31 protein-coding genes and 1 pseudogene are annotated in these 25728 nt (G+C 60.5%); 14 read left to right on the plus strand and 18 right to left on the minus strand.

The window, feature by feature from the left end; genetic code table 11:
• Positions 1-77: 77 nt before the first annotated feature.
• From P7F60_RS10950 to P7F60_RS10965, 4 genes are all read right to left on the minus strand, one after another.
• Complete coding sequence (locus P7F60_RS10950; protein WP_277917769.1) at positions 78-467, minus strand: hypothetical protein; 390 nt, start codon at positions 465-467, stop codon at positions 78-80.
• Positions 468-834: 367 nt separating this feature from the next.
• Positions 835-1089 carry a DUF2188 domain-containing protein gene (locus P7F60_RS10955; protein WP_277917770.1) on the minus strand — a complete coding sequence of 85 codons (255 nt, stop codon included), beginning with the start codon at positions 1087-1089 and terminating at the stop codon, positions 835-837.
• 320 nt (positions 1090-1409) lie between these two features.
• A complete protein-coding gene (locus P7F60_RS10960; RefSeq protein ID WP_277917771.1) occupies positions 1410-2576 on the minus strand; it encodes a GSU2403 family nucleotidyltransferase fold protein in 1167 nt (388 codons plus the stop codon).
• A 369-nt stretch (positions 2577-2945) separates the two neighbouring features.
• Positions 2946-3767, minus strand: a complete 822-nt coding sequence (locus tag P7F60_RS10965) for a hypothetical protein (RefSeq protein ID WP_277917772.1) — start codon at positions 3765-3767, stop codon at positions 2946-2948.
• 182 nt (positions 3768-3949) lie between these two features.
• Between P7F60_RS10965 and P7F60_RS10970 the strand changes: the two genes are divergently transcribed.
• Genes P7F60_RS10970 through P7F60_RS10980 form a run of 3 tightly spaced genes read left to right on the plus strand, consistent with a single transcriptional unit; the run spans position 3950 to position 5907 of the window.
• Positions 3950-4759, plus strand: a complete 810-nt coding sequence (locus P7F60_RS10970; RefSeq protein WP_277917773.1) for a metallophosphoesterase — start codon at positions 3950-3952, stop codon at positions 4757-4759.
• A gap of 3 nt (positions 4760-4762) precedes the next feature.
• Complete coding sequence (locus tag P7F60_RS10975; RefSeq protein ID WP_277917774.1) at positions 4763-5329, plus strand: papain-like cysteine protease family protein; 567 nt, start codon at positions 4763-4765, stop codon at positions 5327-5329.
• 35 nt (positions 5330-5364) lie between these two features.
• Positions 5365-5907, plus strand: a complete 543-nt coding sequence (locus tag P7F60_RS10980) for a hypothetical protein (RefSeq protein ID WP_277917775.1) — start codon at positions 5365-5367, stop codon at positions 5905-5907.
• Here the strand turns inward: P7F60_RS10980 and P7F60_RS10985 are convergent.
• Positions 5896-6231 (minus strand): hypothetical protein, encoded by a 336-nt coding sequence (locus P7F60_RS10985; RefSeq protein ID WP_277917776.1) that lies wholly within the window; start codon positions 6229-6231, stop codon positions 5896-5898. The genes P7F60_RS10980 and P7F60_RS10985 overlap by 12 nt on opposite strands.
• A gap of 492 nt (positions 6232-6723) precedes the next feature.
• Entirely contained in the window at positions 6724-6969 is a 246-nt protein-coding gene (locus P7F60_RS10990; RefSeq protein ID WP_244616055.1) for a hypothetical protein, read from the minus strand.
• A gap of 143 nt (positions 6970-7112) precedes the next feature.
• On the opposite strand from P7F60_RS10990, the gene P7F60_RS10995 reads away from it, so the two are divergent.
• The 9 genes from P7F60_RS10995 (at position 7113) to arsH (ending at position 12621) form a co-directional block, all read left to right on the plus strand.
• Entirely contained in the window at positions 7113-7853 is a 741-nt protein-coding gene (locus P7F60_RS10995; protein WP_277917777.1) for a sulfite exporter TauE/SafE family protein, read from the plus strand.
• Between the two features lie 39 nt (positions 7854-7892).
• Positions 7893-8210, plus strand: coding sequence for a hypothetical protein (locus P7F60_RS11000; RefSeq protein ID WP_277917778.1), 318 nt, complete (start codon positions 7893-7895; stop codon positions 8208-8210).
• A gap of 307 nt (positions 8211-8517) precedes the next feature.
• Positions 8518-8721: a heavy-metal-associated domain-containing protein gene (locus tag P7F60_RS11005; protein ID WP_149737050.1), complete on the plus strand. Its 204-nt coding sequence runs from the start codon at positions 8518-8520 to the stop codon at positions 8719-8721.
• A 378-nt stretch (positions 8722-9099) separates the two neighbouring features.
• On the plus strand, positions 9100-9453 hold the full coding sequence (locus P7F60_RS11010; RefSeq protein WP_277918170.1) for a metalloregulator ArsR/SmtB family transcription factor: 354 nt from the start codon (positions 9100-9102) through the stop codon (positions 9451-9453).
• Entirely contained in the window at positions 9447-9890 is a 444-nt protein-coding gene (gene arsN2 / locus P7F60_RS11015; RefSeq protein ID WP_277917779.1) for an arsenic resistance N-acetyltransferase ArsN2, read from the plus strand. The genes P7F60_RS11010 and arsN2 overlap by 7 nt, the downstream gene beginning before the upstream one ends.
• A gap of 14 nt (positions 9891-9904) precedes the next feature.
• A complete protein-coding gene (locus P7F60_RS11020; protein ID WP_277917780.1) occupies positions 9905-10432 on the plus strand; it encodes an arsenate reductase ArsC in 528 nt (175 codons plus the stop codon).
• Positions 10432-11490 carry an ACR3 family arsenite efflux transporter gene (gene arsB / locus P7F60_RS11025; RefSeq protein ID WP_277917781.1) on the plus strand — a complete coding sequence of 353 codons (1059 nt, stop codon included), beginning with the start codon at positions 10432-10434 and terminating at the stop codon, positions 11488-11490. Before P7F60_RS11020 ends, arsB begins: the two co-directional genes overlap by 1 nt.
• Positions 11491-11492: 2 nt before the next feature.
• Positions 11493-11918 (plus strand): arsenate reductase (glutaredoxin), encoded by a 426-nt coding sequence (gene arsC / locus P7F60_RS11030; RefSeq protein ID WP_277917782.1) that lies wholly within the window; start codon positions 11493-11495, stop codon positions 11916-11918.
• A complete protein-coding gene (gene arsH / locus P7F60_RS11035) occupies positions 11896-12621 on the plus strand; it encodes an arsenical resistance protein ArsH (RefSeq protein ID WP_277917783.1) in 726 nt (241 codons plus the stop codon). The genes arsC and arsH overlap by 23 nt, the downstream gene beginning before the upstream one ends.
• A 4-nt stretch (positions 12622-12625) precedes the next feature.
• Here the strand turns inward: arsH and arsK are convergent, their stop codons facing one another.
• Together arsK and P7F60_RS11045 are read right to left on the minus strand one after the other, a co-directional pair.
• On the minus strand, positions 12626-13834 hold the full coding sequence (gene arsK, locus P7F60_RS11040) for an arsenite efflux MFS transporter ArsK (protein ID WP_277917784.1): 1209 nt from the start codon (positions 13832-13834) through the stop codon (positions 12626-12628).
• Positions 13827-14183, minus strand: coding sequence for a metalloregulator ArsR/SmtB family transcription factor (locus P7F60_RS11045; RefSeq protein ID WP_277917785.1), 357 nt, complete (start codon positions 14181-14183; stop codon positions 13827-13829). Before P7F60_RS11045 ends, arsK begins: the two co-directional genes overlap by 8 nt.
• A gap of 43 nt (positions 14184-14226) precedes the next feature.
• Between P7F60_RS11045 and P7F60_RS11050 the strand changes: the two genes are divergently transcribed.
• Positions 14227-14742, plus strand: a complete 516-nt coding sequence (locus tag P7F60_RS11050) for a DUF6428 family protein (protein ID WP_277917786.1) — start codon at positions 14227-14229, stop codon at positions 14740-14742.
• A 52-nt stretch (positions 14743-14794) separates the two neighbouring features.
• Here the strand turns inward: P7F60_RS11050 and P7F60_RS11055 are convergent, their stop codons facing one another.
• The 8 genes from P7F60_RS11055 to P7F60_RS11090 all read right to left on the minus strand — a co-directional run bounded on the left by P7F60_RS11055 (position 14795) and on the right by P7F60_RS11090 (position 22047).
• Complete coding sequence (locus tag P7F60_RS11055; protein ID WP_277917787.1) at positions 14795-15322, minus strand: cytochrome c; 528 nt, start codon at positions 15320-15322, stop codon at positions 14795-14797.
• Positions 15319-18459, minus strand: a complete 3141-nt coding sequence (locus tag P7F60_RS11060) for a CusA/CzcA family heavy metal efflux RND transporter (RefSeq protein WP_277917788.1) — start codon at positions 18457-18459, stop codon at positions 15319-15321. The genes P7F60_RS11055 and P7F60_RS11060 overlap by 4 nt, the downstream gene beginning before the upstream one ends.
• Positions 18456-19817, minus strand: a complete 1362-nt coding sequence (locus P7F60_RS11065) for an efflux RND transporter periplasmic adaptor subunit (RefSeq protein ID WP_277917789.1) — start codon at positions 19815-19817, stop codon at positions 18456-18458. Before P7F60_RS11065 ends, P7F60_RS11060 begins: the two co-directional genes overlap by 4 nt.
• Before the next feature lie 83 nt (positions 19818-19900).
• Positions 19901-20305, minus strand: coding sequence for a FixH family protein (locus tag P7F60_RS11070; RefSeq protein ID WP_277917790.1), 405 nt, complete (start codon positions 20303-20305; stop codon positions 19901-19903).
• A 95-nt stretch (positions 20306-20400) separates the two neighbouring features.
• Positions 20401-20784 (minus strand): hypothetical protein, encoded by a 384-nt coding sequence (locus P7F60_RS11075; RefSeq protein ID WP_277917791.1) that lies wholly within the window; start codon positions 20782-20784, stop codon positions 20401-20403.
• Positions 20785-20910: 126 nt separating this feature from the next.
• The gene (locus P7F60_RS11080; RefSeq protein WP_277917792.1) at positions 20911-21243 is read right to left on the minus strand and encodes a four-helix bundle copper-binding protein; all 333 of its coding nucleotides are present in this window, start codon (positions 21241-21243) and stop codon (positions 20911-20913) included.
• The gene (locus tag P7F60_RS11085) at positions 21243-21680 is read right to left on the minus strand and encodes a DUF305 domain-containing protein (protein ID WP_277917793.1); all 438 of its coding nucleotides are present in this window, start codon (positions 21678-21680) and stop codon (positions 21243-21245) included. Before P7F60_RS11085 ends, P7F60_RS11080 begins: the two co-directional genes overlap by 1 nt.
• A gap of 34 nt (positions 21681-21714) precedes the next feature.
• Positions 21715-22047, minus strand: a complete 333-nt coding sequence (locus P7F60_RS11090; protein WP_277917794.1) for a hypothetical protein — start codon at positions 22045-22047, stop codon at positions 21715-21717.
• Between the two features lie 336 nt (positions 22048-22383).
• Here P7F60_RS11090 and P7F60_RS11095 point away from each other — a divergent pair.
• Positions 22384-23145: pseudogene (locus P7F60_RS11095) on the plus strand (DUF882 domain-containing protein); the annotation flags it as partial.
• Positions 23146-23693: 548 nt separating this feature from the next.
• Here the strand turns inward: P7F60_RS11095 and P7F60_RS11100 are convergent.
• A complete protein-coding gene (locus P7F60_RS11100) occupies positions 23694-25049 on the minus strand; it encodes an ATP-binding protein (RefSeq protein WP_277917795.1) in 1356 nt (451 codons plus the stop codon).
• Positions 25036-25713 carry a winged helix-turn-helix domain-containing protein gene (locus tag P7F60_RS11105; protein WP_149737037.1) on the minus strand — a complete coding sequence of 226 codons (678 nt, stop codon included), beginning with the start codon at positions 25711-25713 and terminating at the stop codon, positions 25036-25038. Before P7F60_RS11105 ends, P7F60_RS11100 begins: the two co-directional genes overlap by 14 nt.
• Positions 25714-25728 lie beyond the last annotated feature (15 nt).

Below are 25728 nucleotides of genomic sequence, written 5' to 3' on the forward strand. Positions count from 1 at the left end.
AAGTTTCACAGCACCCACATCCCGCCGCCGTGCCATGTTGGTCGTGCCTCGCCCGCGCCACCTGCTCTAGCCGCGACCTACTCCGCTGCCACATTACAGTTCGCGAAGATCGCGTCGCGCGCGACGATCAGCCAGTCTTGGATCAGAGCGCTGTGACCGCCGTCGACCTCGCCATGTAGAAAGCGATGGCGCTCGACGAACAGCGCCATCACCAACGCGTTTGCCAACTTCCTGCTTTCTGGGCCGCTGAATAGAAGCGCATGGAGGTCCTCCGGAGTGATTTCCTCGAAACGTCCCCGCGACATTTCGTGAATGTCCATGAATATGGCCACGACCGGATCCCGACTTCCCGTCACGTCGATCGGATAATCATCCCATGCAACCCGATCCGCGGTGACGCCGAAATAAAACACGGAGAGAGGATCCTGGTTCTCGGGATCCAGCAGCGTACGTTCGAACTGCTTCATGATCCCGATGACCTGCTTCGTCTCCTCCTCGGATGGTTCGATGGTAATTGGCTGGACTGGCCCGGATGCTCGTTCAAATACGACTGGCACGATTTCACCTTTCGATTGCGTATTATGTGCACTGGGAGTTCTTGAGCACATCACGAAACCGAACTAGGCAGACAATCCTAAGCGCTTGTTACGATGCGATAACCTGGCAGAAAATCCTGCCGCCATAGTAAAATGATCGGTAAAACCCGTCAGCGAGATCGGACCAAGCTAGTTTCGAACGACCATGACCAGATCGCCCCCGCTCGTGGATTGTCTCCACGAGCCGAGCGCCGTCGTCGCCGACCTTCGCGATCGAATAAAGGTCAATCGGCGATCGTCAGGCGGCCGTAGGATTATCGTCGATGACTTCCGTCTCCGGTCGGTCGCCTCCATCGACATGCTGGGTCTGCCACTGGCCGTCCGCAAGCTGGTACGAGATTTCGGCGGGTTCGCCGCCCACCTCCTGCCGCGGCGCAGCGTCGTTCGCGGCTTTCACGGCTGTTTCGTGATCCGGGTAAGGCTCCGACCACACGTCTCCGAGCCGATACGCGTAACCACCATCGTGCTCTGCTACATGATACTTCAAAGTCATCGTGATCTCCTGCAGTGACCGGGCGCAACGCCGGAAGCCGTCGCAGGTTCCCGACCCTCTTCTCTCGGAAGCGCGGCGCGACGGAATCAGGGTGCAGAATGGCGCGATTCCCTTTGATCGATTTCGCTCCGCCGCCAGGCTCGTACCTTCGCCTTCCAGAAGTTCCATTGGGACGGATTTCGGAAGTTCGCCGAGCGTTCAGGCATCCGTAATCGATGGAATGACAGTAGTCGGCGGAAAAGATGATTACTGAGCTGGCGGAACCCTAAATGATGTGGCCGCCGCGTCAGGACTCACACTGCCCGGTCCCACCCACTCGATCAGGTCTGGGGCCTGACACCTCCCATCCTCCGCCGGAAGTCGATCAGACCTTCTTTTCCATCCCCCATGCCGTGGCTCCGCAGCTCAGTGCCCGTCATCTTTTCTGCGTAACATACGGCATCTTCGAGAAGGCCGAAGTCGCTATCCCGAAGGCGGAGAGAGCCGATCGCGAGGTGCTTCCTCCATTTGGGGCCTCGCCTCCAGGCTTCCATCCATGCCGCACCCAGTTCGAAGTCTTGTTTGGCCTCCGCCAGCCCGCGGATCAGAGAAGCAGACTGCGCCAGATCCTTTGACACCTTGCTTGCCGCCTGCATCCCGCCTTGTCGGCGGGTCGAGAGGATGAGCTTGTGCACCGCGAAACGCTGTGGTGCAGGCACCACTACCCCTACTCCGGCACCATGAAGGACGACTGATCTGACCGGTTCGTAGATCAGGAAGTCGAGAAATGGCAGGGCCTGTGCGCCGATATTACCGAGCGCAGGCATCTTCGACAGGCCCTTTCCATAGTCCGCATCGCCCCTGTTCGGGGTCAGAATCTCGATCTTTAAGCCGTCCTTGTTCCGATACCCCGCCACCAGGTTTGGAGAAAATGCGTTGAAGATCGGCTTGAACGTGCTGTCAACGTCTACGAGAAGGTTGCCGATGTCGGTCATTGAGTCCTCCACGAGGACTGAGATACTATAGAACTGAGCGATATCGATGTCGTCGGTGCGGTAGGTGGCCTGATCGAGCTTGATGCCCAGCAGCCCGCCGTAGGCCTGGAAGGCATGCGAACCCACGAGGGTTGCACGAAGGCGGAACAGGCCGTTGGCAGCCAGTTTCTCGATCGTCTCGCCTTCCGTTGCAGACGGAGACGGAAGGCCAGACCGCCTGAGCTGGCTCGCCAGCTTGCGACGTGCGACGTAGTCAGCTTTCAGTTCGCTTGCGTTTTCAACGCGCCTGGTGACATCGACATCGTCGACAGGTCCTACATATTTTGACTGAAGCTTTGGAGGTGCCGAGCCGTCACCTCTCTCGAGCGTTCGGTGATACCAATATTCACGGTTGTGCCTGCGTAGTTTGATGAAGGAACCTGTCACGGGAAACTGGTCGCTAAACTGGACATCATGAGCCCGCTCAACGAGTTCAGAAAACGCTGTTTGATCGATAATGGAAAGCGATCTCATGGCTCCACCTTGCTACAAGTCTGCCGAACTTGTAGCAAGGTTACACCAATCGACACCTTGCTACAAGTCTGCCGAACTTGTAGCAAGGTGCACCAATCGAGACGAGGAGCGCATGCAGTAGCCGAGGAAGCGCTTAGAATCGACCGGGGTACCTATTGCGCAACTTTGCGGACGGGAAGCGCAAGCTCAACGAAGCAGACATCAGGTCGTGCCTCTTCCCGCAGACCATCATGAGGGCGAGCGGGCACCCGCTGGTGCTCGCGTCTCTTCAAGTCGCGCAGCAACCCGCGCCACGGGACTGCCGGAGCCCAACATGCCTCAAGGTGATCAGCCAGCGCGGATCCCCGGGCGGCGGGTTCGAGGCATGACTTACTGTTCGTAAAAGGACCGTATCGGGTACTCGGGCCTCGGCTCGTAGGGTAGACCGAGGGCTTCCGGCTCCGTTCCATCCATCCAGAGTTTTCCGATCTCGCGGGCCTGATCGTACGATAGTCCCTGGCCATGTCCCAGATCAACGGTGTCGCGGAAACGGCTTACCCGGGCGAAATTCGACCATGGCTGCACGGTCTTTTCCGAAATCCGCACGATCCACTCGCCCGCATCGCCGAGCTGGAAAAGCTGAATCTCCCTTTCCGGAAGGTCGTATCCGCATTCAGTGTCGGAGACGAACCGCCAGCGGTAGTCGACGTTATAGTCGATCTGCCAACGCCTAGGCGCTTCCCTGGCCGGAACTTCCTCCTGCGCGCCCTCGATCCTCCCTCCCGGTGGTTCGTCGAACATGGCGACATCCGCTGGCCATTCCCTGGTCTCGGCTACATGTCGGATATGCTCCTCGTAGGCAGTGAGTATTTCAAACAGCTTGTTGTCGTGCTCGGGAGCGCGGAAGACATCGTGTTCGTTCTGGGGAAAGTGGGTGGAAAGCGCGTGAGTGACCATGCCGGAGACCGTAGCGCAGCGGCCAGCGCCTGCGTCTGGCAACTCCAGCGTCCACACCGCCGTCCAGGGCTTGCGGTCGACGTACCACCAGGCATCGTCACGCCTGCTGATATCGGCGACGACTTCCCTGAGTTCCTCTGTCGTGTCGCCATCGCTTGCGGCGACGACCCAATACCATCCATGCACGCTGCGAAGAACCGTAACTCCGAACTTCTCGTCCGTGTGCCGCGCGAGTTCGCCCATCTTGATGTTCATGTCTGCTCCATATTTTCCCCTCTGATAGCTCGCAAGAACTAAAGGAGGCCAAAACGCAGGTGGCAAATTCGTCCGGATGGATTCATCTCCCGTCAACCGTCCAGCCACACAAGGATCGACTGTAAAGGTTTCGCCAAGGTTCGGCGTGCGAGGTCAGCGCCTCGAACGAGGACATCATCAACGTGAACAGCATCCACACCTTCGCAATTGGCGACATACACGGACGGGCGGACCTACTTCGCGGCCTGCTCGACGGGATCTCGTCACGTGCGTCTCGCATGGGATACACCTACCGGATCGTCTTCCTGGGTGACGTGATCGACCACGGGCCCGAGAGCCGACAGGCGATGAGCTTGGTCTCCACGACACTGAACCAGATTCCCGGTTCGCGGCTGATCCTCGGAAATCACGACTCCTTCATCCTTCGCATGCTGGACGAGACCGATCAGGTTCGAAGGCAGGCTCTTATCCTGCATTGGATCGCCAAGATGGGCGGCGGAGCCACCCTCGCCTCCTACGGCTTGGATTTTTCAGATGTCGATCCCGCCCGGATACTCGATGTGATCGATGCCGGACACGTGGAGATCCTCCGCGGCGCCGAAAAGTATGTCGAGCTTGATCGACACATTCTCGTCCATGCCGGGCTCGAGCCTGGGGTGGCTATGGATCGGCAGGATCCGTACAAACTGATGTGGATCCGGGAGCCGTTTCTGAGCCATCGCGGCTCCTTCGGGAAAACCGTCGTTCACGGCCACACTGCAACGTCCTCGTTGATGGCCGAGCGTTTCCACGGGCGCATCGCCGTCGACACTGGTGCCTATGAGAGAGGTCTCCTTTCGGCTCTCCACATAAAGCCGGACGGCCGCGAGACAGTTGTTCAGGCGGTCGCTCCTGTCGCGGGTGTGGTGACAGTGATCGACGGCGGCATCCTGGATCTGAGCGTCGCTGATACCGCACATTCCCGTTTCGTTGGCCGCCTCAGGAATGCCTGACGCATGAAGATCGTCATCTCCTTGTTCGAATGGATCATCGGCATCTACCGTCTTCCGGACCGAGTACGATATCCAAATCGATTTTCGCTGGTCTTCGAGATGCAGTTGCAGCAGTGGGACAATTGGTGCTGGGCCGCGACGGCCTCGAGCATCTCGCACTACTACGGTCCAGACTACCATCTTTCTCAGGACGAGATCGTCGGACGCGCGCTCGGTCTTCCGCCGCCTTGGGTCTCCGACGAGTCGTGGAATAGAGGTGCCACGATGCTTACAGGACTTTGCATAGTGCGTTGCGAGAGCTCGACATATCCTGGCTTTGCCAGTCTTCGGCAAGTTTTGCGGCAACTGGATCTGGGAAACCCTGTTTGCGTCCAGATAAAGTGGCCGTCGAATAAAGGGCATGCTGTGGTGATCCATGGAGGTTGGTTCGATGAAGCCGGAGATGATCATTTCCTCGTGGGTGATCCCGGCTTTGGATGTTCGTTTCCAGTGCCTGGGCGCGAACTTCGAGATGACTACCTTGAGGTAGGCGGTCGCTGGGTTCAAACATACCAGGTCCGCAAGCCTTGAAGACGGCTTGATGGGCTTGCGACAGGAGAGACGGAATGACGATTGCGATACGTGAGGCCCCGACATCGGTCAGCGAGAAATTCGATCGCGCAATGGCAATCTTGGCCGCGATGCCAGGGCGGAACCATAGCAGCACCGAATATCGTCATATCGGCCCCTTTCCGAGGAGAGTGCTTGAAGGCATTCCACGCTCCGAAGCCGACCTTGCCGCTCCATATTCAATGGGATGGCAGTATCTGGTTCAGGACGCGGACGGGTATGGCGTGCTGGACATCAGTGGCAAGCCGGATGGATCATACAGTTCCTTCCGACGCGGCGACTTCGCGCGCGGATACTTTGAAGCACTAGAAGCCGCCCAGGCCGATGCATCAAGCACCCCAGGAGTGCACGAGCTTGAGATCGTCGATGTTCCTTCGGCGTTCACGCTCTTGATCACCATGAGGGCGCAAGAACTAACGCTATATCCTGCCTTCTTTCGGGGAAAACGTATCGTTCCTTCATCGTGCACGTTGGGAGATCTGCAAAGTCTGCGTCCGGGAGATTTCCACCGCGACGACGGCGGCCCTTCACTGATCTGATGCAGTCTCTTCGGAGAAATCACGGATCTTCAGCTTCAACTCTATCCCGCTCCCCGCTATCACCCGCAGCGTCCTGATCATGTCCGCGGCTTCAAGCAGCGCGCTGGAAACATCGCCATCGGGCTGATCCTCCGCCCGGGCGGCGACATCAAGCAGCCTGATGATCGCGTCCTGATTCGTGCCTGAGCCCGGAATACCGACCGACACCCGAAGATCGCTGATTTCCCGGATGGCGCGATAGAGCAGGTCGCTGGTCCCAGCTCTGCTGATCTTATGCAGGCTGTTCGCGGCTCGCAGAAGGTCGGCGGTGATGGTGTCGCTCATCGGATGGAGTCGTCGATCGTTTTCATGCTCGTACCGTGTCCACGGATTCGGTAGCCGCGTGCAAGCCACTTGCGTCGACCGACGAGGTTTTGATCACAGATCCTGCGCGCGATGTCATCGAATCGTCATTCGAACGGTCGTGCCGCCTCTCCAACTGTCCGAGCAACTGCGGAGCGTCGGCGGCGAAATGATTGTCCATGTCAATCATGACGGAAGATCTTGCCATCGTTGGGAAGTCGAAACGGAATGCTTTGCGATGGGATCCGAGCGCAACAAAAAAGGCCGGGGCGAAATCGCACCGACCTTCCTCATTTCGCCATTCACCTAAGCCAGTACATCCGTGGTCGGAAGCCGATCAGCGAAATCGCATCGCGAGCAACGAAATCATTTCAGCGCTCACTAGCAATGCTGCGTAGATCTTTACAGATGGAATGTGACCAGATGAAGTCCGCATCGCCTTCCATGCCCCACAAGCCGTTCGAGACCTTGCGTCTAGTGCACGGATGAGGACGAAGGCGCGTTCACCGCAGTCGCCAACGGACCGAAATAGGTGGCGATGAGCACTGTCGCGACATCGTCGACGCTTCGGTAGCCTTGCCAGTATATTCGGATCGCGGCCTCGCACACGAATCTGTCGACGTGCTCGGTCCGTTCGACCTCGTGGAAGTCGAACCACCGTTGGACGGCTTCCGCGAGCATCGCCGCATCCGGGCTGATATCATGACGTTCGGTTTCCATGTGAGTTCCTCCATTGCGAGACCTAGGCAGGAACTCGCCGCCGTCAATGGCGGGACGTGTCGCGCCTCCGACGCGGTTCGCGCTCGACAGGCACACGGGATGTCGTTAACCGTGCTTCGCGTCTCACGGGAGCAGGCGTGCGCATGGACATGGAAACGGTTTGGCTCTCTATCGGGTTCGGCCTCGTGGCCCTTCTCTATGCCGCAGTGGGTCAGGCTGGAGCATCCGGTTACATAGCGCTGATGTCACTGCAGGGTTTTCCTCCGTCGACGATCAGGATCACGGCTCTGACCCTCAATCTCCTCGTAGCGGGGATCGGCACAGCTCTTTTCTTCAGGAGGGGTCTGGTCTCGTGGAAGGCCGTCTATCCGTTCATGATCCTTGGCTTGCCTCTGTCGGTGATCGGGGGAATGGTCGAGCTCCCGGAAGAGGTCTACAACCCCGTTGTGGGGGTGGTGCTCATCGTCTCCGCTTTTCAGATGGCTAAAGCATCGCTCGGGCGGGGAATGGTGTCTTCGAGCACCGTGAAGCCACCGCTGCCCGCAGCCATTGCGGTGGGTGCGGTGATCGGGTTCATATCGGGAACGACGGGGACCGGAGGTGGCGTATTCTTGGCTCCGGTCATCCTTGCTTTTGGCTGGGCGACGGCCAGGCAGACGGCGGCCACGACGGCCGTCTACAATCTCCTGGCCTCGGCGGCCGCTCTTGCCGGGGCGAGCACCAGCTACGAAGGCGTCGCCCTTCCCTCGTCATGGTGGATAGCCGCCGTAGTGGCAGGTGGTGGACTGGGTGCCTTCGTCGGGAGCCGATTTCTCTCCGAACGAATACTGAGGGGGATCCTGGCGCTGCTGCTGCTCGTTTCCGGCATCAAGCTTGTGTGGTAGCGGGGCCACCCGCTCCGGCGGGCCCGGCTGAAGGTCAAGATGCAGTTCCGTTTCGCTCGTCCGACGTTGTCGCTTGCACCTGGATCCGCTCTTGTCTCCCAGGAGGCAATCACGGTCATGACACCAGAAGCACGCGAAGCATATCTCGAGAAGATCGACACGGCCTGCCTTGCGCTTGAGGCCACGGCAGTGGGCGGGCGGCTCGCATTCGGAGCGACAGTGATGGAAATGGGGTCAACCCTCTTTCGCCACGGCCACTTCGATCACGATGTCGAGGAAGGCAGATACCGTCTTCGCGCAGTTGTCATCAGGCAGGCCGATGCGCTGCTGGAACTGTTGGAGTTCATCGGAGAGTGAGCTCGCTGTCGTGCGACCTCGTCGATCAGAATGATTGCCTGTGCCGTGACCGTCGGCGTGCCATGGTGGAAGACGAAGGGCGCTCGACCCATGTTCCGGGGAGCGCCCTTCTGACCCGGAGAATCGCGAACGCGCGGCCGCCAGCGGCGCTGCAGGCAATCATCGTAACGGGTGATGAGGGGTAGATGTGATGCGGGGCGATCGATTTCAAGCGAATCGTGACCGCCGTGCGCGGTTAGAGCCTCCTTGACCTTCCCACAGTGGGAAACCCTATCTCTGGATTCGCTCACATCGACAGGAGAACAAGATGTACGAATTCGACATTCCCAACATGACCTGCGGCCACTGCGCGGGGACCGTCAAGAAGGCGATCGAGCAGGCCGACCCGGCAGCGAGTTCGATCATCGATGTCGGCACCAGGAAGGCGAAGATAGAGACTTCGGTCTCGCCGGAGGCGATGGCGGCAGCCATCAACGACGCTGGGTATCCGACGACCTTCAAGTCTGTCTGACTACGTCAATCCCATGATGGGTGCTCTCGCTTGTGACGGCAGGCGAGCCACCACTATCTCATTCGGATGGGGAGAAATGATGGGAGGGCGCAAGAAGACCTACAGGATCAATCCAACCGCTGGTGCGCCTACCGGGCCGCATCGGAGGCGGAGCCTCCCCCGTCCAATCCGTACGAAGGCCCGGAAGCACTTTCTGGCCGCCGCGCTCGTGGCAGCGGGCGCGCTTGCGGCAACGATCGCAATACTGAGCTGGGCGTGATGCTGTGCCGGGATGCCCATCCGTTCCAACACCTGAACCCATCCCGCGTTGCGCCACAGTCGCAATAGTCCCGGGAAAAGCATTTGACATTTCGAGATTATATCCGTTATTCTGGATACATGGATAATATAGCTGCCATCGCCGCGCTTGCCGCGCTTGCCCAGAACACCCGGCTCGAGACCTTTCGGTTGCTTGTGCGCCGCGAGCCCGACGGCGTTCCAGCAGGTGAACTCGCGAGATTGCTTGACGTGCCTCAGAACACGATGTCTGCGCATCTCGCGACCCTTTCACGCGCCGGACTGGTCAGGAACGAGCGGCAGAGCCGATCGATCATATACCGAGCGGATCTTGATGGCCTCCGCGACCTCACACTGTTTCTCCTGAAGGATTGCTGTGGCGGTTCGGCAGAGCTGTGTGCACCACTGATCGCGGAACTCACGCCATGCTGCTTACCGGAGGCGAGACAATGCTGAACGCGATTTCGCTGAAACAGGTGTCGGGGAGCGACCCGGAGCTCCGCCAAGCACTCGTTGAGGCACACCTCCCGACCGACGATATCGAGGATGAGGGCCGCATCTTCTACAAAGCCGTGGCAGGGGATGGCTCATCCGTCGGATATTGCGGCATCGAGCGATGTGGCGACTGCCGTCTGTTGCGTTCCGTCGTGGTCGACCCCGAGCGCCGTGGTCGGGGCTTTGGCCGCGCAATCGTTGAAGCCACCCTGCGAGAATCGAACGGTTACTCAGACACATACCTGGCAACCACGACGGCGGCGCCGTTCTTCTCGATCATCGGGTTCTTTGAAGTTCCGCGGGAGAGCGTGCCTCCGGCTGTGCGCGCCACCCGCCAGCTTTCCTCCATCTGCCCATCGTCGGCGACCATCATGAAGCTCCAAAGGCCTCCGACCTAAAACGGACAACGACCATGACCGACAAGATCTACAACGTGCTCTTCCTGTGCACGGGCAATTCCGCTCGCTCTATTCTCGCCGAATCCATCCTCGACAAGGAAGGCGGCGGCCGCTTCAAGGCCTATTCCGCTGGCAGCCAGCCGAAGGGCGAGGTCAATCCTCATGCCTTGGCGGAGCTGACTGCCCTAGGGTATCCGGCGACAGGTTTCTCGTCCAAGAGCTGGGATGTCTTCGCCGAACCCGGCGCTCCCGAGATGGATTTCATTTTCACCGTCTGCGACAGCGCGGCGGGCGAGGCCTGCCCGGTCTGGATCGGCCATCCGATGACGGCGCACTGGGGTGTCGAGGATCCGGCGGCCGTCGTCGGATCCGAGGTCGAGATCCAACGCGCCTTTGCGCAGGCCGCCCGCTTCCTGAAGAACCGCATCTCAGCCTTCATCAACCTGCCGATCACCTCGATCGATCGGCTGGCTCTCGAGACAAGGCTCCGCCAGATCGGCGCGATGGAGGGCTCGACCTCGCCGCAAGGGAAGGCATCCTGATGTCCACTTTCGAACGATACCTGACCGTCTGGGTCTTCCTCTGCATCGCCGTCGGCGTAGCTCTCGGCCACCTCCTGCCTGGCTTCTTCCAGATCATCGGCTCCGCCGAGATCGCCAAGGTCAACATCCCCGTCGCTATCCTGATCTGGCTGATGATCATCCCGATGCTGCTGAAAATCGATTTCCGGTCGCTCACGCAGGTCGGATCCTACTGGCGCGGGATCGGAGTCACCCTATTCATCAACTGGGCGGTCAAGCCGTTCTCGATGGCACTTCTGGGATGGCTGTTCATCGGATGGCTCTTCCGACCCTATCTGCCAGCGGATCAGATCGACTCCTACATCGCTGGCCTGATCATCCTTGCCGCGGCACCATGTACCGCCATGGTTTTCGTGTGGAGCAACCTGACGCGCGGCGAGCCGCTGTTCACGCTCTCTCAGGTGGCTCTGAACGATGCGATCATGGTCGTCGCCTTCGCGCCGATCGTCGGTCTGCTGCTCGGGCTTTCCGCGATCACTGTTCCGTGGGCGACGCTTGCCCTGTCCGTCGCTCTCTACATCGTCGTGCCCGTCATCATCGCGCAGGTTCTCCGGAGCCGCCTGACCTCCGACGGAACCACCCGAGCGCTCGACGGACTGCTCGCGAAGCTTCAACCGTTGTCGCTGGTCGCGCTGCTCGCCACCCTCGTGCTTCTCTTTGCATTTCAAGGTGAGCAGATCATCGCGCAGCCGACGATCATCGCTCTGCTCGCGGTTCCGATCCTGATCCAGGTCTACTTCAACTCGGGTCTCGCCTACCTCCTGAACCGGATGTCTGGAGAACGCCATTGCGTCGCCGGACCCTCCGCACTCATCGGTGCCAGCAACTTTTTCGAACTCGCAGTCGCCGCCGCCATCAGCCTGTTCGGATTTCAGTCGGGCGCGGCGCTCGCCACAGTCGTCGGAGTTCTGATCGAGGTCCCGGTGATGCTGTCCGTCGTCTGGATCGTGAACCGTTCCAAGGGCTGGTACGAGGCATCGCCCGCCGTCGCAAAAACAACCGCTACCGAAAGGACATGATCATGGATGTCACCATCTACCACAACCCGGCCTGCGGCACGTCTCGCAACACGCTGGCGCTCATCCGCGCCGCCGGGATCGAGCCCACCGTCATCGAATATCTCCAGAACCCGCCGACGCGGGACCTGCTCGCGAAGATGATTATGGACGCTGGCCTATCTGTACGCGAGGCGATCCGGGAGAAGGGCACGCCCTATGCCGAGCTTGGTCTCGACAATCCCGATCTGACCGACGAGCAATTGCTGGATGCGATGATCGCGACACCGATCCTCATTAACCGTCCGCTCGTTGTCACCCCGCTTGGCACCAGGCTTGCCCGGCCTTCGGAGGCAGTTCTCGACATCCTGCCCGCCGACGCATTCACGGGGCCCTTCACCAAGGAAGACGGTGAGCAGGTCCTCGACAGTGAAGGAAAGCGCATTGCCTGATACACTCCCCGCACTGAACGACCAGCACATCCAGCCGATCGACATCGAATCCCTGCGGCCCGCCTTCTCGACGCACAAGCCACGGATCCTGATCCTCTACGGATCGCTCCGCGAGGTGTCGTACAGTCGTCTGCTCGCGTTCGAGGTTCGTCGGCTGCTCGAACGCATGGGATGCGAGGTTCGGATCTTTGATCCGGCGGGACTGCCGCTACCGGACGAGGCGCCTGTCAGCCATCCGAAGGTTCAGGAACTCCGCGAACTGACCCAGTGGTCTGAAGGCCATGTCTGGATCAGCCCGGAACGGCATGGCGCGATGACCGGGATCATGAAATCGCAGATCGACTGGATCCCGCTATCGGTCGGTTCCGTGCGGCCGACGCAGGGCAAGACGCTTGCGGTGATGGAGGTTTCCGGCGGCAGTCAGTCCTTCAACGCCGTCAATCAGTTGCGCATCCTTGGCCGCTGGATGCGGATGATCACCATTCCCAACCAGAGCAGCGTGGCGAAGGCGTTTCAGGAATTCGATGCCGATGGTCGCATGAAGCCGTCATCCTACTACGACCGTGTGGTCGACGTCTGCGAGGAGTTGGTGAAGTTCACCATCATGACCCGCGATGCCTCCACCTACCTGACCGACCGCTACAGCGAGCGGAAGGAAGAGGCGGCCGAGTTGGAGAAGCGGGTTTCGCTGAAGTCGATCTGACGAGCTAGGCCGTTGCGGTGACGGGCCGCCGACAGGATGTCGCCACCGCAACGAATGCCGCGATGCTGACCGCGCCAAGACATGCGTTTCCAATGAGTGACAGGCTCAGGCCCAGGTTCTCCATCGCGGCCGCGAACGCGAAGGGTGCCCCGGCACCGAGCGCCAGTCGAGCCGCTGCCATCTTGCCCGTGATTGCGCCATACCCGTCCGACCCGAAGAGGTAGAGCGGCAGGCTGCCCTGCGCGATGCTGTTGATGCCGGAACCGAGCCCGAGGCAGATTGCGAACGCGACAGCCCCCGGCATCCAGTCTCCACTAGCCAGCAGGATCAGGATGCCGAACACGATCAGCACTGCGGACACCACCGCGAGTGCCGGCGGCGACAGATTCTTTCCGAAGACCATGTTGATCAGGCGGCTGGCGACCTGTGCCGGGCCGAACAGGGATCCGATCGCCACGGCCGCGGCACCGAGGCCGATGGAGCTGAGCATCGGCACCATGTGCGCGAGGATCGCGGCAAGGGTGAACCCGAGAAGCGCGAAGGCGAATGACACCATGATCATGCTTCGGCGGCGCGCAACGTGGGGGACTGCTCCGATGACAGCTTCGCGAGGCCTGGCGGCTGCTTCCGCATTCGATCCGGACTTGCCGACGCGCATGATCCAGAAATGCAGCGGCATGCAGAGGAGCAGGTTCAGCGCTGCGAAAACCAGATAGATCTCGCGCCACGACATCCATCCGGAAAGTGCTGCCGAGATCGGCCAGAAGATGGTCGATGCAAACCCTCCGATCAGGGTGAGGTAGGTGATGCTCCGGGATGCCGTGCGCGGATCGCTCTCGACCAGCGTCGCGAATGCCGCCTGATACTGCACCATGCCCGATGACACCTCGAGCAGGATGATGGCGATGGCGAACACCGCGACCGAAGGCGACCAGGCGCACAGCGCGAGCGTCAAGGCGGCGAGCATGGATCCGATCGTCATGATGGTGGCGGCGCCGATCCGATCCATCTGCTTGCCGAGATAGGTGGCTGACAGACCGCCTACGAACAGGGAGATGGAGAAGACCCCAAAGACCTGCGAGAGCGAGAGGTCGAGATCGGCGGCCATGCCGGGGGCGAGAATGCTGAAACTGTAATAGAGAGTGCCGTAGCCGATGATCTGCGTGATCCCGAGTGCGGAGACGATCCCCGCGAGAAGCTGTCGACTATGCACTTGCTACCTCATCAGCCGGACTGCAGCAGCCGTCGCTCTTCTCGATATTCTCCCGGATCGCAGGGTGTCCGGCACAGCAATCCTCCATCAGGAACTTCACGAGATCGGCCAGGCTCTCGTAGCTGGCGCTGTAGATGATCGAGCGGGATTCCCTTCGCTGGGAGATAAGTCCAGAACGCTCCAGCTCTTTCAGATGGAATGAGACATTCGTGGCCGATACGCCCATGCGCTCGGCGATCACGCCTGCTGCCAATCCCTCGGGGCCAGCAACGACCAGCGCCCGGACGATGGCAAGACGGGTCTCCTGGGAGAGTGCCGCGAATGACGAAAGAGCTTGACGTTCGTCCATACTTCAATATTCCTTGAATTATCGCACAGAAGGGATATCGCACATGAACGCGATCGACAAGGCAGTTTCTTCAGACATCACACTCGGCCATCTCCTCGACGTTCTGGCGGTCGTTCCGGATGCACCACTGGTGTTCACCTATGACGGCAACCCCATCCGTCCGGGATACCATGTCACCGAGGTGAAGGCCGGGCAGTTCGCGGCCCTTGACTGCGGGGCCAACCCGGAAGCCTGGTCGGAGATTTTCGTTCAGCTATGGGATATCGACGAGGATGGCCGGACACACATGCATGCTGGCAAGTTCTCGGCGATCATAAGGAAAGTCTCCGACCATGTCCGGCTCGTGTCATCCGCAAAGCTGACGTTCGAAGTCAGTGATGGCGTGCGGCCGATGTCGCTCTATTGCGCGTCCGCACCGCGCCTTCATGCCGGAGTATTCGAGGTAGCTCTGGCCCCACGGACTGCAAGCTGCAAGCCGCGCGACCGCTGGCTCGCAGAAAACCCAAAGACAGACGACGGATGCTTTGGTTCACAGCCGCAGAAGGCCTGTTGCTCGTGATCGACGACGACCCGTTGCCCGCCCACAGCCCGCTGCGATCCATGCAAATCCCTCACGGCATGCGGAACCTCGCATGGCAGCTCGTGCATGTTTGAAGCATGAGGTGGTACGCATGTTCCGGGGGCATCGAAGCCGCATCCCGATCTGCATCCGCCTTACGCCCGAAGGGACTGCCGAGAAGCGTGCCGCCCATCCTGGTGTCGGGCCCCAGTTCCTTCGGATTTCTGTCGGCGGCCGAGGAGAGCGCGGCGGCGTATGTCTCGAGGTCGCGGGCGAGCCTTCCAAATTCTTCGGACGATGAAGAGATCATTTCCGCATCCGCCTTCGAATCGGGTTGGTGCCCGCCGCCGAAGTCGTCGACAAGGCGCTTTCCCGCACGCGTCCGGATGCTTTCCGCAGCCGCCCTGAACTCCGTCTGGGAGTACGCCCGTCTACCGCTGAACAGGTCCCCGATGATCCTTGCGGAGTCCGCCATCGATTTCATGCCGGATTGCCGCTCCCAAGCTGGCGCGGCGGCAACTGCGCCAGCCAGTGTGAGAAGAACGACCGTGGTCGCGCCGATGCCGCCGTACGATCTCACTGATGCACCTCCCGGGTTTCGGTTGCGCGACCGAGCCGCCAGCCTTTGGCGAGAGCATAGACGGCCGGGATGACGACGAGGGTCAGCACCGTCGACGACATCATGCCGCCGATCATCGGAACCGCGATCCTCTGCATGATCTCAGACCCGGTTCCGGTGCTCCACAGAATGGGTATCAGTCCGGCCATGATGGCGACCACGGTCATCATCTTGGGGCGAACGCGCTCGACCGCTCCGACGACGATCGCCCTGTGCAGGTCCTCAGCGGTCAGCTCGCGCCCTTCCGCCGCGCACCGTGCTCGCTCTTCGGCCAGCGCGTGATCCAGATAGATGAGCATGATCACCCCCGTTTCGGCCGCCACGCCCGCGAGCGCTATGAAGCCCACCGCGACCGCGACGGACATGTTGAAGCCCAGCCACCACATCAGCCAGATGCCGCCGACCAGCGCGAAGGGCAGAGAGAGCATGACGATGAGGGTCTCGGTTAGCCGCCTGAAATTGAGGTAGAGCAGCAGGAAGATCAGGGCCAGCGTCAGAGGCACGACAAATGCCAGTCGCGCCTTCGCCCGCTCGAGATATTCGAACTGCCCACTCCAGCCGAGTGAATAGCCCGGCGGCAAAGAGACCTCGCCCTCGACTGCAGCCTTCGCCTCGGCCACATATCCGCCGAGGTCGCGGCCCGCGATGTCGACGAAGACGTAGACGGCAAGCTGACCGTTCTCTGTTCGGATCGATGTCGCACCTCTGGTCAGCTCGATCCTGGCGACATCTCCGAGCGGCACGGTTCCGCCGCCCGGCAGACTGACGAGAACGTACCTGCCGATCGCCTGCGGGTCGCTGCGGTAGTCGCGCGGGTAGCGGATGGCGACCGAATAACGCTCCCTTCCCTCCACTGTTTGAGTCAGGGTCTCGGATCCCAGAGCCATGCCGACCACATCCTGAACACTGTCGACCGTCAGGCCGTATCGGGCGAGCGCCGCACGGTCGGGAAGGATATCGAGGTAATAGCCGCCGATCACCCGTTCGGCATAGGCAGATGAGGTTCCGGGAACCGTCCGGAGGATGGTCTCGACGCGGCGCGCCACCTTCTCCATCTCACCGAGATCGGTGCCGAAGACCTTCACGCCGACCGGGGTGCGGATCCCGGTCGACAGCATGTCGATCCGTGCACGGATGGGCATCGTCCAAGCGTTGGAGACCCCGGGAAACTGAAGCGCGCCATCCATCTCCTGCCTGAGGGAATCTACCGTCACGCCGGGCCGCCACTGGTCCTTGGGCTTCAGGGTGATGATGGTCTCGAACATTTCGGTCGGAGCGGGATCGGTCGCCGTGAGCGCCCTGCCCGCCTTGCCGAACACGGTTTCGACTTCCGGGAAGGACTTGATGATCCGATCCTGCGTCTGCATCAGTTCGGCTGCCTTGGTGACCGAAAGACCTGGCAGGGTTGTCGGCATGTACATGAGCGTCCCTTCGTCGAGCGCGGGCATGAACTCGCTGCCGAGCTGCCGCGCTGGCCAGACCGTGACCGCCAGCGCCGCGAGCGCGATGACGATTGTCAGCGTCCTGGCTTTGAGGACCCCTGCGATGATCGGGCGGTAGACCCAGATAAGCACCCGGTTCACAGGGTTCCTGTGCTCGGGAATGATCCTGCCTCGGACGAAAACGACCATGAGCGCTGGCACGAGCGTCACCGACAGGATCGCCGCCGCGGCCATTGCGAAGGTCTTGGTGAACGCGAGCGGCCCGAACAGCCGTCCCTCCTGGGATTCAAGCGTGAATATCGGCAGGAACGAGACGGTGATGATCAGCAGGCTGAAGAAAAGTGCCGGACCGACTTCGGATGCAGCTTCGATCAGGACCTCCAGGCGTGGCTTGTCCGCAGGGGCGCGCTCCAAATGCTTGTGGGCATTCTCGATCATCACGATGGCCGCGTCGATCATCGCGCCGATGGCGATGGCGATGCCGCCGAGGCTCATGATGTTGGCTCCGATTCCAAGCATCCTCATCGCCCCGAATGCCATCAGGATCCCGATGGGAAGCATGATGATGGCGACGAGCGCGCTCCTTACATGCATCAGGAAGACGATCGTCACGACCGCGACGACGAGCGACTCTTCGAGCAGCGTCCCCTTCAGAGTCTCGATCGCCGCCTCGATGAGCCGCGATCGGTCATAGACGGGAACGATCTCCACTCCGGTAGGAAGGCTGGCCTTCATGGCTTCGATGTTCTTTTTGGTGTTTTCGATGACGGTCAGAGCGTTGGAGCCGTAGCGCTGCAGCACTATGCCCCCGGCGACTTCGCCGTCACCGTTCATCTCCGTGATCCCGCGGCGCTCGTCGGGAACCAGCTCCACCCTCGCCACGTCCGCCAGCCGCAACGGCACTCCCTTCTCGGACTTGAGGACGATGTTCTCGATGTCTGCGATACCCTGAAGGTAGCCGCGGCCGCGCACCATGTATTCGAACTCGGACAGCTCGACTGTGCGACCACCGACGTCCCGATTGCTGGCCTTCACCGCAGACGCGACGTCGTCCAGGGTGATGCCCTGCGCCTTCAGCCTGACCGGGTCGACGACGATCGAATACTGTTTCACGAAGCCGCCGACGCTCGCCACCTCCGCCACGCCTTCGGAGCGCGACAGGCCGAACTTCACGACCCAGTCCTGTAGCGAGCGGAGTTCGGCAAGGGACATCTCCTTGGCGATCACCGCATACTGATAGACCCAGCCCACGCCTGTGGCATCTGGGCCGAGCGTCGGCGTGACGCTCTCCGGCAGGCGGCTTGAGGCGGCGTTCAGAAACTCGAGCACCCGGCTTCTCGCCCAGTATGGATCCGTCCCGTCCTCGAAGATCACGTAGACGAAGGAGACTCCGAAGAAGGAAAAGCCTCTGACGACCTTGGACTTTGGGACCGTCAGCATCGAACTCGTGAGCGGATAGGTGACCTGGTCCTCCACGACCTGGGGAGCCTGTCCGGGGAAGTCCGTGTAGACGATGACCTGAACGTCGGAGAGATCAGGGATCGCATCGAGCGGGAGCGTGCGCAGCGCATGAACGCCTCCTGCCGCCACCATAAAGGCGCAGACGAAGACGAGCAGCAGGTTGCGCGCCGACCAGGAGATAAGTTTCGATATCATGGCTGTTCGTCTCCTGCGGTAAGGGCGCTTAAGGCAGAGTTCAGGTTGCTCTCGGCATCGATGAGGAAGTTGGCCGAGACGACCACTCGATCTCCTGCCGCGAGGCCGACCGTCACCTCCGTCCTCTGCGCACCCCTGACACCGACCTCGATGTCGCGTGGTTCGAACCTCCCCTCGCCCTTATCGATGAACACGACGCGTCTGCTGCCGGTGTCGACGATCGCGTCGTTGGGAACCGAGACGACAGGGTTCGGCTGACCGGACGATATCTCGGCAATTGCGAACATGTTCGGAAGAAGCGTGCCATCCGCATTCGGTATCCGGATCCGCACCTTGGCCGTTCGTGTCCGGTCGCGGATTTCGGGATCGACGAGCTCGACTGTGCCGCGCACTGCGACACCGGGCCGGGCGCTTACGGTCACGGTTGCGGTAGCGCCGACTGCGACAGCGCCGAGCTGGCTTTCCGGCACATCGGCCACGATCCACATTTCCCGGGTGTCGGCAATCCTGAAGAGGATGTCGCCCGGTTCGGCCATACTGCCGGGGGTCGTCGCCCGCTCAATAATGATCCCATCCGCAGGCGCATCGAACGACATGCTTGGTGGAACCTTGCGATCCCTGCGAATAGTTTCGATCGCACGGTCGGACATTCCGAGGTTGCGAAGCCTCAGGGCGCTCCCGGCGGTATCACCACCTCCGGACACGACGTTTGCGTACTCGGATGCGGCTGTCGCGACTTCCCTGGAGTAGAACCTGAAGAGGCTATCCCCGGCCTTCACGCGGCTGCCCGCGGTCACTGAGGCGACCTCCTCGATAAAGGAGTCGGAGCGCATGCTTACCGAGTGGATCCTGCGGTCGTCGAGCATGACGATGCCGGGTATACTTAGCTTGGTCGGCAGCCTTTCTCTCGTGACCTCCGCGGTCCTGACACCTGTGCGCTGAAGCTTCCCGAGCGGAACCCGCACGGTCGAGCCGCCATCGGCCGCGCCCTCGTATACCGGGATGTAATCCATCCCCATCGAATCCTTCTTCGGCAATTTGGAGGTGTCGGGAAGCCCCATGGGGTTGCGGTAATAGAGTATCTTCCGCTCAATCGCGGGAGCTCGTGCAGATCCAGCTTCCTCCATGCCGGGATCGGCCTGCCTCGCCTCGGGCTTGTCGGCGAAACTGATATCCTGACTGGCGAGCACCGGGACGAAGTTCCTGCCTTCCGACGTTTTTGCAGGTTTCGCAGACCATGCGGGGGCACCGTCAGGATGCCGATAGTAGATGACGCGGCCGCCGCCCGGAGACGGGGCATCTTTGGCGACGGCCGGAGCCTCGGCCATCAGAAGCCTGATGGCGGCGAAATCGGGCATGGCGACCCTGCCGGAGCCAAGCAGGTACCCTCCCCCGCCACCGATGGCGAGAGAGCACGCGATTAATAGCAATGCAGCGCTCTTCACGGTAGTGCCTTCAGAACGACTTCGCCCTGCACGGTCTCGGGCTCGCCCTGCACCTTGGCAGCCACTTTGAAACGCCAGCCGCCAGCCATCGACAGGTTGGTGCGGAAGCGATACGTGCCCGGCTCCGTTTCCGGGAGGTTTTCCACCGAGGTCGTCATCATCTCCATGCCGTCCGGTGCCATATCCATCCGGGTGGTGAAGATAACGGCGCCAGACACGGGATTTCCGGACCTCTTGTCGACAAGTCTGACGGCTACTTCGGCCTGGGGACCATGCTTCACCTCGGAAGCGACGGGTTGGAATTCGTAATCTCTGGCTCCGGCCAGAGCGGTGCCCGCGGTTACGGTAAGCATAGCGAGTGCGGCGACGACGGCGCGCACGGAAAGGTTTCTCTTCATCATGATTCACATCTCTTGACGCGTGGAAGCGCGTGGAATCCGGATGCGCCGGGAAGTTCCGCAAATCGGAACAGGCTGACGCAGTGAACGAGAGTGAATCAGGCGCGCGGTGGTCTCGGGAGTGGCTCGACAAGAGTCGATGCGAATTCCTCTCCGGCAATGCGCGGGAACGATACTGGTAGTGGGTGGATAAGAGGCAGGCTGGCATCCGAAGAGAGGTTGCCGACGATCACAGTCGAGCAAACGAGCGCGAGAGGGCAGGATTTCATGCAGTCGGGTTTGGCGGGCTTTTTCCCTTCCGGACAGCATGGCATATCCGCCATTGCCTCTTCGTCCGCAACCTGGCTCCCCATCGCCATGCCCGGCATCGGGGCTGATGAAGCCATGGCCGCTGCAGCCGCCGTCACGCTCACTGGTCCGATGAGGACCGCGAGCATGGCGAACGCGCAGAGAATGCGTTGAATGACCATCAGTGGCTTCATGGGTTCATTCTTGCACGACAACGGAGCCTTTGTGAAGCCGCTGGAGCGCGCTGCGCCATCCGGTCGCCCCGTGCGGCGCATTATCGGAGGTGGTCGGGAGGGTGACGACACCCTCCCGACGCTGGGTTAGGCTGCCATCTTCTGGCAACTATCGGCGCAGTTTCGGCAGGCATCGACACAGCTCTGCATGTCGCCCACACGTTCGCAGTCGTCAGCGCACTGCCTGCAGATCTCCGCGCACTCCTTGCAGGTATGCCTGTGGTGCTCGGTGCCGATCAGCATGAAATGCGCGGATGTCCGGCACATCTCAGAGCACGCCATCATCAGCTTGAAATGCGACGGTTCGGTGTGCTTGCCGCCCGTCTCCAGGCAGTGACCCATCGCCATCGACAGGCACTCGCTATAGCATGCGAGGCAGTTGTCGATGCATTCCTTCATCTCGGAAGACATGTGATGCATCACTTGGCCTCCTTCTCAACCCAGGCCGTCAGCTCCTTGATCTCCTTGGTCTGGTCGTCGATGATCTTCTGGGCCTTCGCTTTCGTTTCGGCATTCTTACCGTACTTCAGCTCGACCTGGGCCATGCTGATCGCGCCCATGTGGTGGGCGATCATCCCGCAGGCGAAGGCCACATCGGGATCCTTCTTCATCATTCCCTGCATCATGTTCATATTCATCGACTTCATGCCGTCCATGGATTCCTTCTGGAATTCGGCCATGCCCGACATCTGGTGCCCCTGCATGGACATGTCACCGCCGGACGACATTTCGGACTTGCACTTATCCGGATAGGCCATCTGCGAGGATGCCATCTGGGCGGAGGCAGAAAGCGGTAAGGCGACGACGGCCGCGGCGAGGAAAGACGAGGCGAGAGCAGTCTTGATCATGTTGTTCATCTTGAACTCCTGTTTCGTGAGATAACGTTCTGGTTCACGAGCCAAGAGATCGTGGAGGGGGATCGATCGATTTCACGAGCAGTAGAGGCTGCTCGGATTTCAAATAGGCCTCGGGACGGAGCAAGGTTTCCGACGGCAGTCCTGACGACGGGAGGTGCGGAAGCATCGGACAGCAGTGCACGCTGTCGCAGCAACCTGGCTGTGTTCCGGCATGATGATCATGGTTGGCCGCCGCCTCTGAATGGACAGCATCGCATGCGTGCGGTGCAGCGGCAGCGGCAGCGGATGTCATCGCGAGCAGGTTCAGCGCCACCATCACGATCGCGAGGGCGCACAGCACATGCCGCAGGCCGAGTTTGAGGATCATATGCCACTCCCGAGGTTGCGGCTTGAACATCGGGCAGAGGATAAAGTTCCAAGCAGGGGATGGCAGCCAGTGCGAATTTTCCGATTTGCCGACATTCGATAGATTTCTTTGTTGAGGCGGACGGCAGCAGCCCGGAACACCTGCCCCATCACTCACTAAATTAACCATTTCTCGAATATGAAGAATAATAATGGACAAGTGTGACATTTATGACATCCTCCCGCCGCAATGACAGTTGATGAGGCTGAAGCGGCGGCGGAGACAGGACTCACCTTGAAGCGAATGTTGGCAACTGAAGCGCGGCATACTGCTGCCTCGAAGAAAAATCGCAACCGCATGTCGGGAAGAGGCCGCGCCCTCATGGCGGGCGGCCTCCTGGCGCTTCTTGGATCCGCCACACACGCATCTGCCGAAGACCGCACCCTGAAGCTCTACTTCGGGCACACTGGCGAACGCGCCGTCATCACCTTCAAAAGGAACGGCGTATTCGACCAGGCCGGGTTGAACCAGCTCAATCAGTTCCTGCGCGACTGGCGTGCGGAAAAGAGCACAAAGATGGATCCCCGGCTCTTCGACATTGTCTGGGAGGTGTACAGACGAAGCGGTGCGAGCGACTACATTAACGTCGTGTCCGGCTATAGGTCTCCGAACACCAATGCGATGCTACGCACCCGTTCGTCGGGCGTGGCTAAGGAAAGCCAGCATACACATGGCAAGGCCATGGACTTCTTCATTCCCGGAGTGAAGCTCGCAAGCCTTCGCGCGCTCGCGATGCAGGTTCAAGGTGGCGGAGTCGGCTACTACCCAGCGTCGGGATCACCCTTCGTCCATGTCGACGTGGGTGGGGTGCGGGCATGGCCCCGCATGAGCCGACAGGAGCTCGTTCAACTCTTTCCGAATGGCAAGACGCTCCACGTCCCAAGCGACGGAAAGCCCCTGCCAGGCTACGAGACGGCTGTCGCGGAATACAAACGCCGGGGCGCGGGTTCTGCCGTCGAAATTGCCAGCTTCGGTGGTGCAAAGCGGAAGGGCAATTTCTTCACAGCCCTGTTCGGAGGAGGCGATACCGAGGAGGAGGAGGACGTAGCGGAAAGCACGGCATCGACCAGGAACAAGCCCGCCGCGCAGCCGACGAAGTCCGAGCAGCAGCCCGTTGTGATGGCCTCAGCGGAGCCGGCGGCGAAGTTCACGGCCCCGGTTCCGGTCGCCCGCCCGGGCAACGGAACCCTCCTGACGGCACTGCGTCCCACCACGCCGACAGAGCACGAAGCTTTTGTCGCAGTGACATCAGCGGCTTCTGGAAAGGTCGAGCAGACTGCGCCCTTCGAAGACCTGTCCGGCTACGCGATCCCGATCCCTGTCTTCGCCTCGCGGCCCGTGCAGGCTGAGAAGGTTATCACTGCATCGACTGCGAAGATGTCGGACACGGTTCAGGCTTCGGCCGGATCTATCCCCCTGCCCAGCAAGGAGCTTGCGGCAGCTCTCGTGACTCCGACGGAATCGCAACGTATTGCGAAGAGTTCCTTCAGTGCGAGCTACACGACCGGATATCCGTCCCAGGATGGCTTCAAGCCAGTGACCGCAACAGCGACGTTCGATCTCGGACGCTTCGGCGATCTCCCTGCCAGGCAGTGAGTTTTCCACCTTCACTTTCGACCGCCTGGGAAGATGACCGTGACCTTGAGGCCAGGAGCGTTGTCGGAGAGTTCGATCCGGGCATCATGCAGTTCACAGATCGCCTTCACCATGCTCAGGCCGAGACCTGAACCTTCGGTCGTCCTGCTCTTATCGAGGCGATAAAAGCGCTCGAGTACCTTGGAGCGTTCGGCCTCTGGAACTCCCGGACCATTATCGCTGATGGTGAGTGCGATGCTCTTTTCATGGCGCACGAGCTCGAGGACGATTGCCGTTCCGGTGGGAGTGTGCCGCATGGAGTTCGCGAGCAGATTTGTCATCATCTGCCTGATAAGATCGGGATCGCCCTGCAGGCGAAGCTCCCCCTCGAGAACCACCATTCGAAGAAGGTGTCCTTCCTCGGAGGCGATTACCTCATATATCTCGTGAATGTCGCGAACGAGGTCGACCAGATTGATCTCGACAAACTGCGCCCTTCTGCTTCTGGATTCGATCTGGGCGATGCGGAGCAGAGCGTCGAAGGTTTTGGCGAGAGATGTTAATTCCTGAAGCGATACCGCGACGGCGCTCTTCACTTCATCCGGATGCTCGCTGCTCAACGCGTCGTCAAGTGCAAGAAAAGCGCGTCCGATCGGGGTCTTGAGATCGTGGGCGATATCTGTCGTAACCTGTTTAAGGGCGGTTACGCTCGCCTCCAACCTACCCAGGGCGACATTTACCTCGCTCGAAAGTACATCGATCTCGTCCATGCGCGGCGACACCGCAAGCCTTCTCGACAGTTCGCCATGACCGATTGCGTGCGCCGCCTGCGACAGAGCAAAAATCCGGTTGCGCGCGCGGTATCTGAGCACTGCCGCACCAAGCAAACCCACGGCGAAGACGATGGCGGTTGTCCATCCGAAGCTGAGAAGTACGATACGGGCGAGTTGCTCGGTGTCTCCTTCGCTTGTGCCCACCACGAGATCGTTGTCGCCGAGCTTTCCCCTGAAGAGCTTGTACCCTGTCGCTCCCTCGCGCTGGCTCTGCGACATCAGATCTGAGAATCCGTCGGGAACGGTCCCGAGCGCGGCGTTGCCTGCCAGCACCTTTCCCTTCGGATCTCGAAGAGTGTAGACGGTCTCCTGTCCCCTGATGGCGGGGCCGTGGCTGTTGACCATGTCGATCGCCCCGGACACGCCTCGGGCCAGGAACGCGGTCTCGATCTCCCGGTACCGCTCCATGACGGCCGCGTCGAGACGGTCGTCGAGATACCCGAGCACCATCTGATATGCGACGACATTTGCCCCAAGATAGGCGAATACGAACAGCGAGCTGTAGATGATGGCGAGCCGGACAGCGGTGCTCTTGAAGAAGCTACCGCCGAGCATGGAGCGAATAGCCGACGTTGCGCACGGTGTGGAGCAGCGGGAAGTCGAAGGGCTTGTCGATCTTCGCGCGCAGCCTGCTGATATGCGTTTCTACGACGGAACTTTCGGGGTCGAAATTGAAGTTCCAGATCCGCTCGAGAAGCATCGTCTTGGTAAGAACCCTGCCCTCGTTCCTCATGAAATGCTCCAGCAACAGGAATTCCCGGGGCAGCAGTTCAACGGGGGCGCCTCCGCGTTGCGTAGTCCGCTTCACGAGATCGATCTCCAGATCGCCCACTCGCAACGTCGTCTTCTCTGCGGCAATCGGAGGACGTCTCACAAGTGCGTTTATCCTGGCGGCGAGTTCGGAAAAAGCGAAAGGTTTCACGAGGTAGTCGTCACCGCCCGCCTCGAGCCCTTCAACGCGGTCATCTACACCGCTCATGGAGGTCAGGAAGAGCACTGGAGTGCGTACGGCGGCGGCACGCATTGTCTTGACGACCAGAAGCCCGTCCAATCCAGGCACCATGCGATCTACGACCATCACGTCGTAGCTCGATTCCAGGGCAGCCGAGAGACAGTCGCGGCCGTCGCGAACCCAATCGACGACGTGCCCGGACGAGTTCAACCCTTTCGAAAGGTATTCTCCGGTTTTCTGGTCATCTTCAAGAAGCAGGATCTTCATCGTAGTGGAATCCAT

Origin of the sequence: Rhizobium sp. YJ-22, assembly GCF_029601685.1 — a bacterium.
Lineage (GTDB): Bacteria > Pseudomonadota > Alphaproteobacteria > Rhizobiales > Rhizobiaceae > Metarhizobium.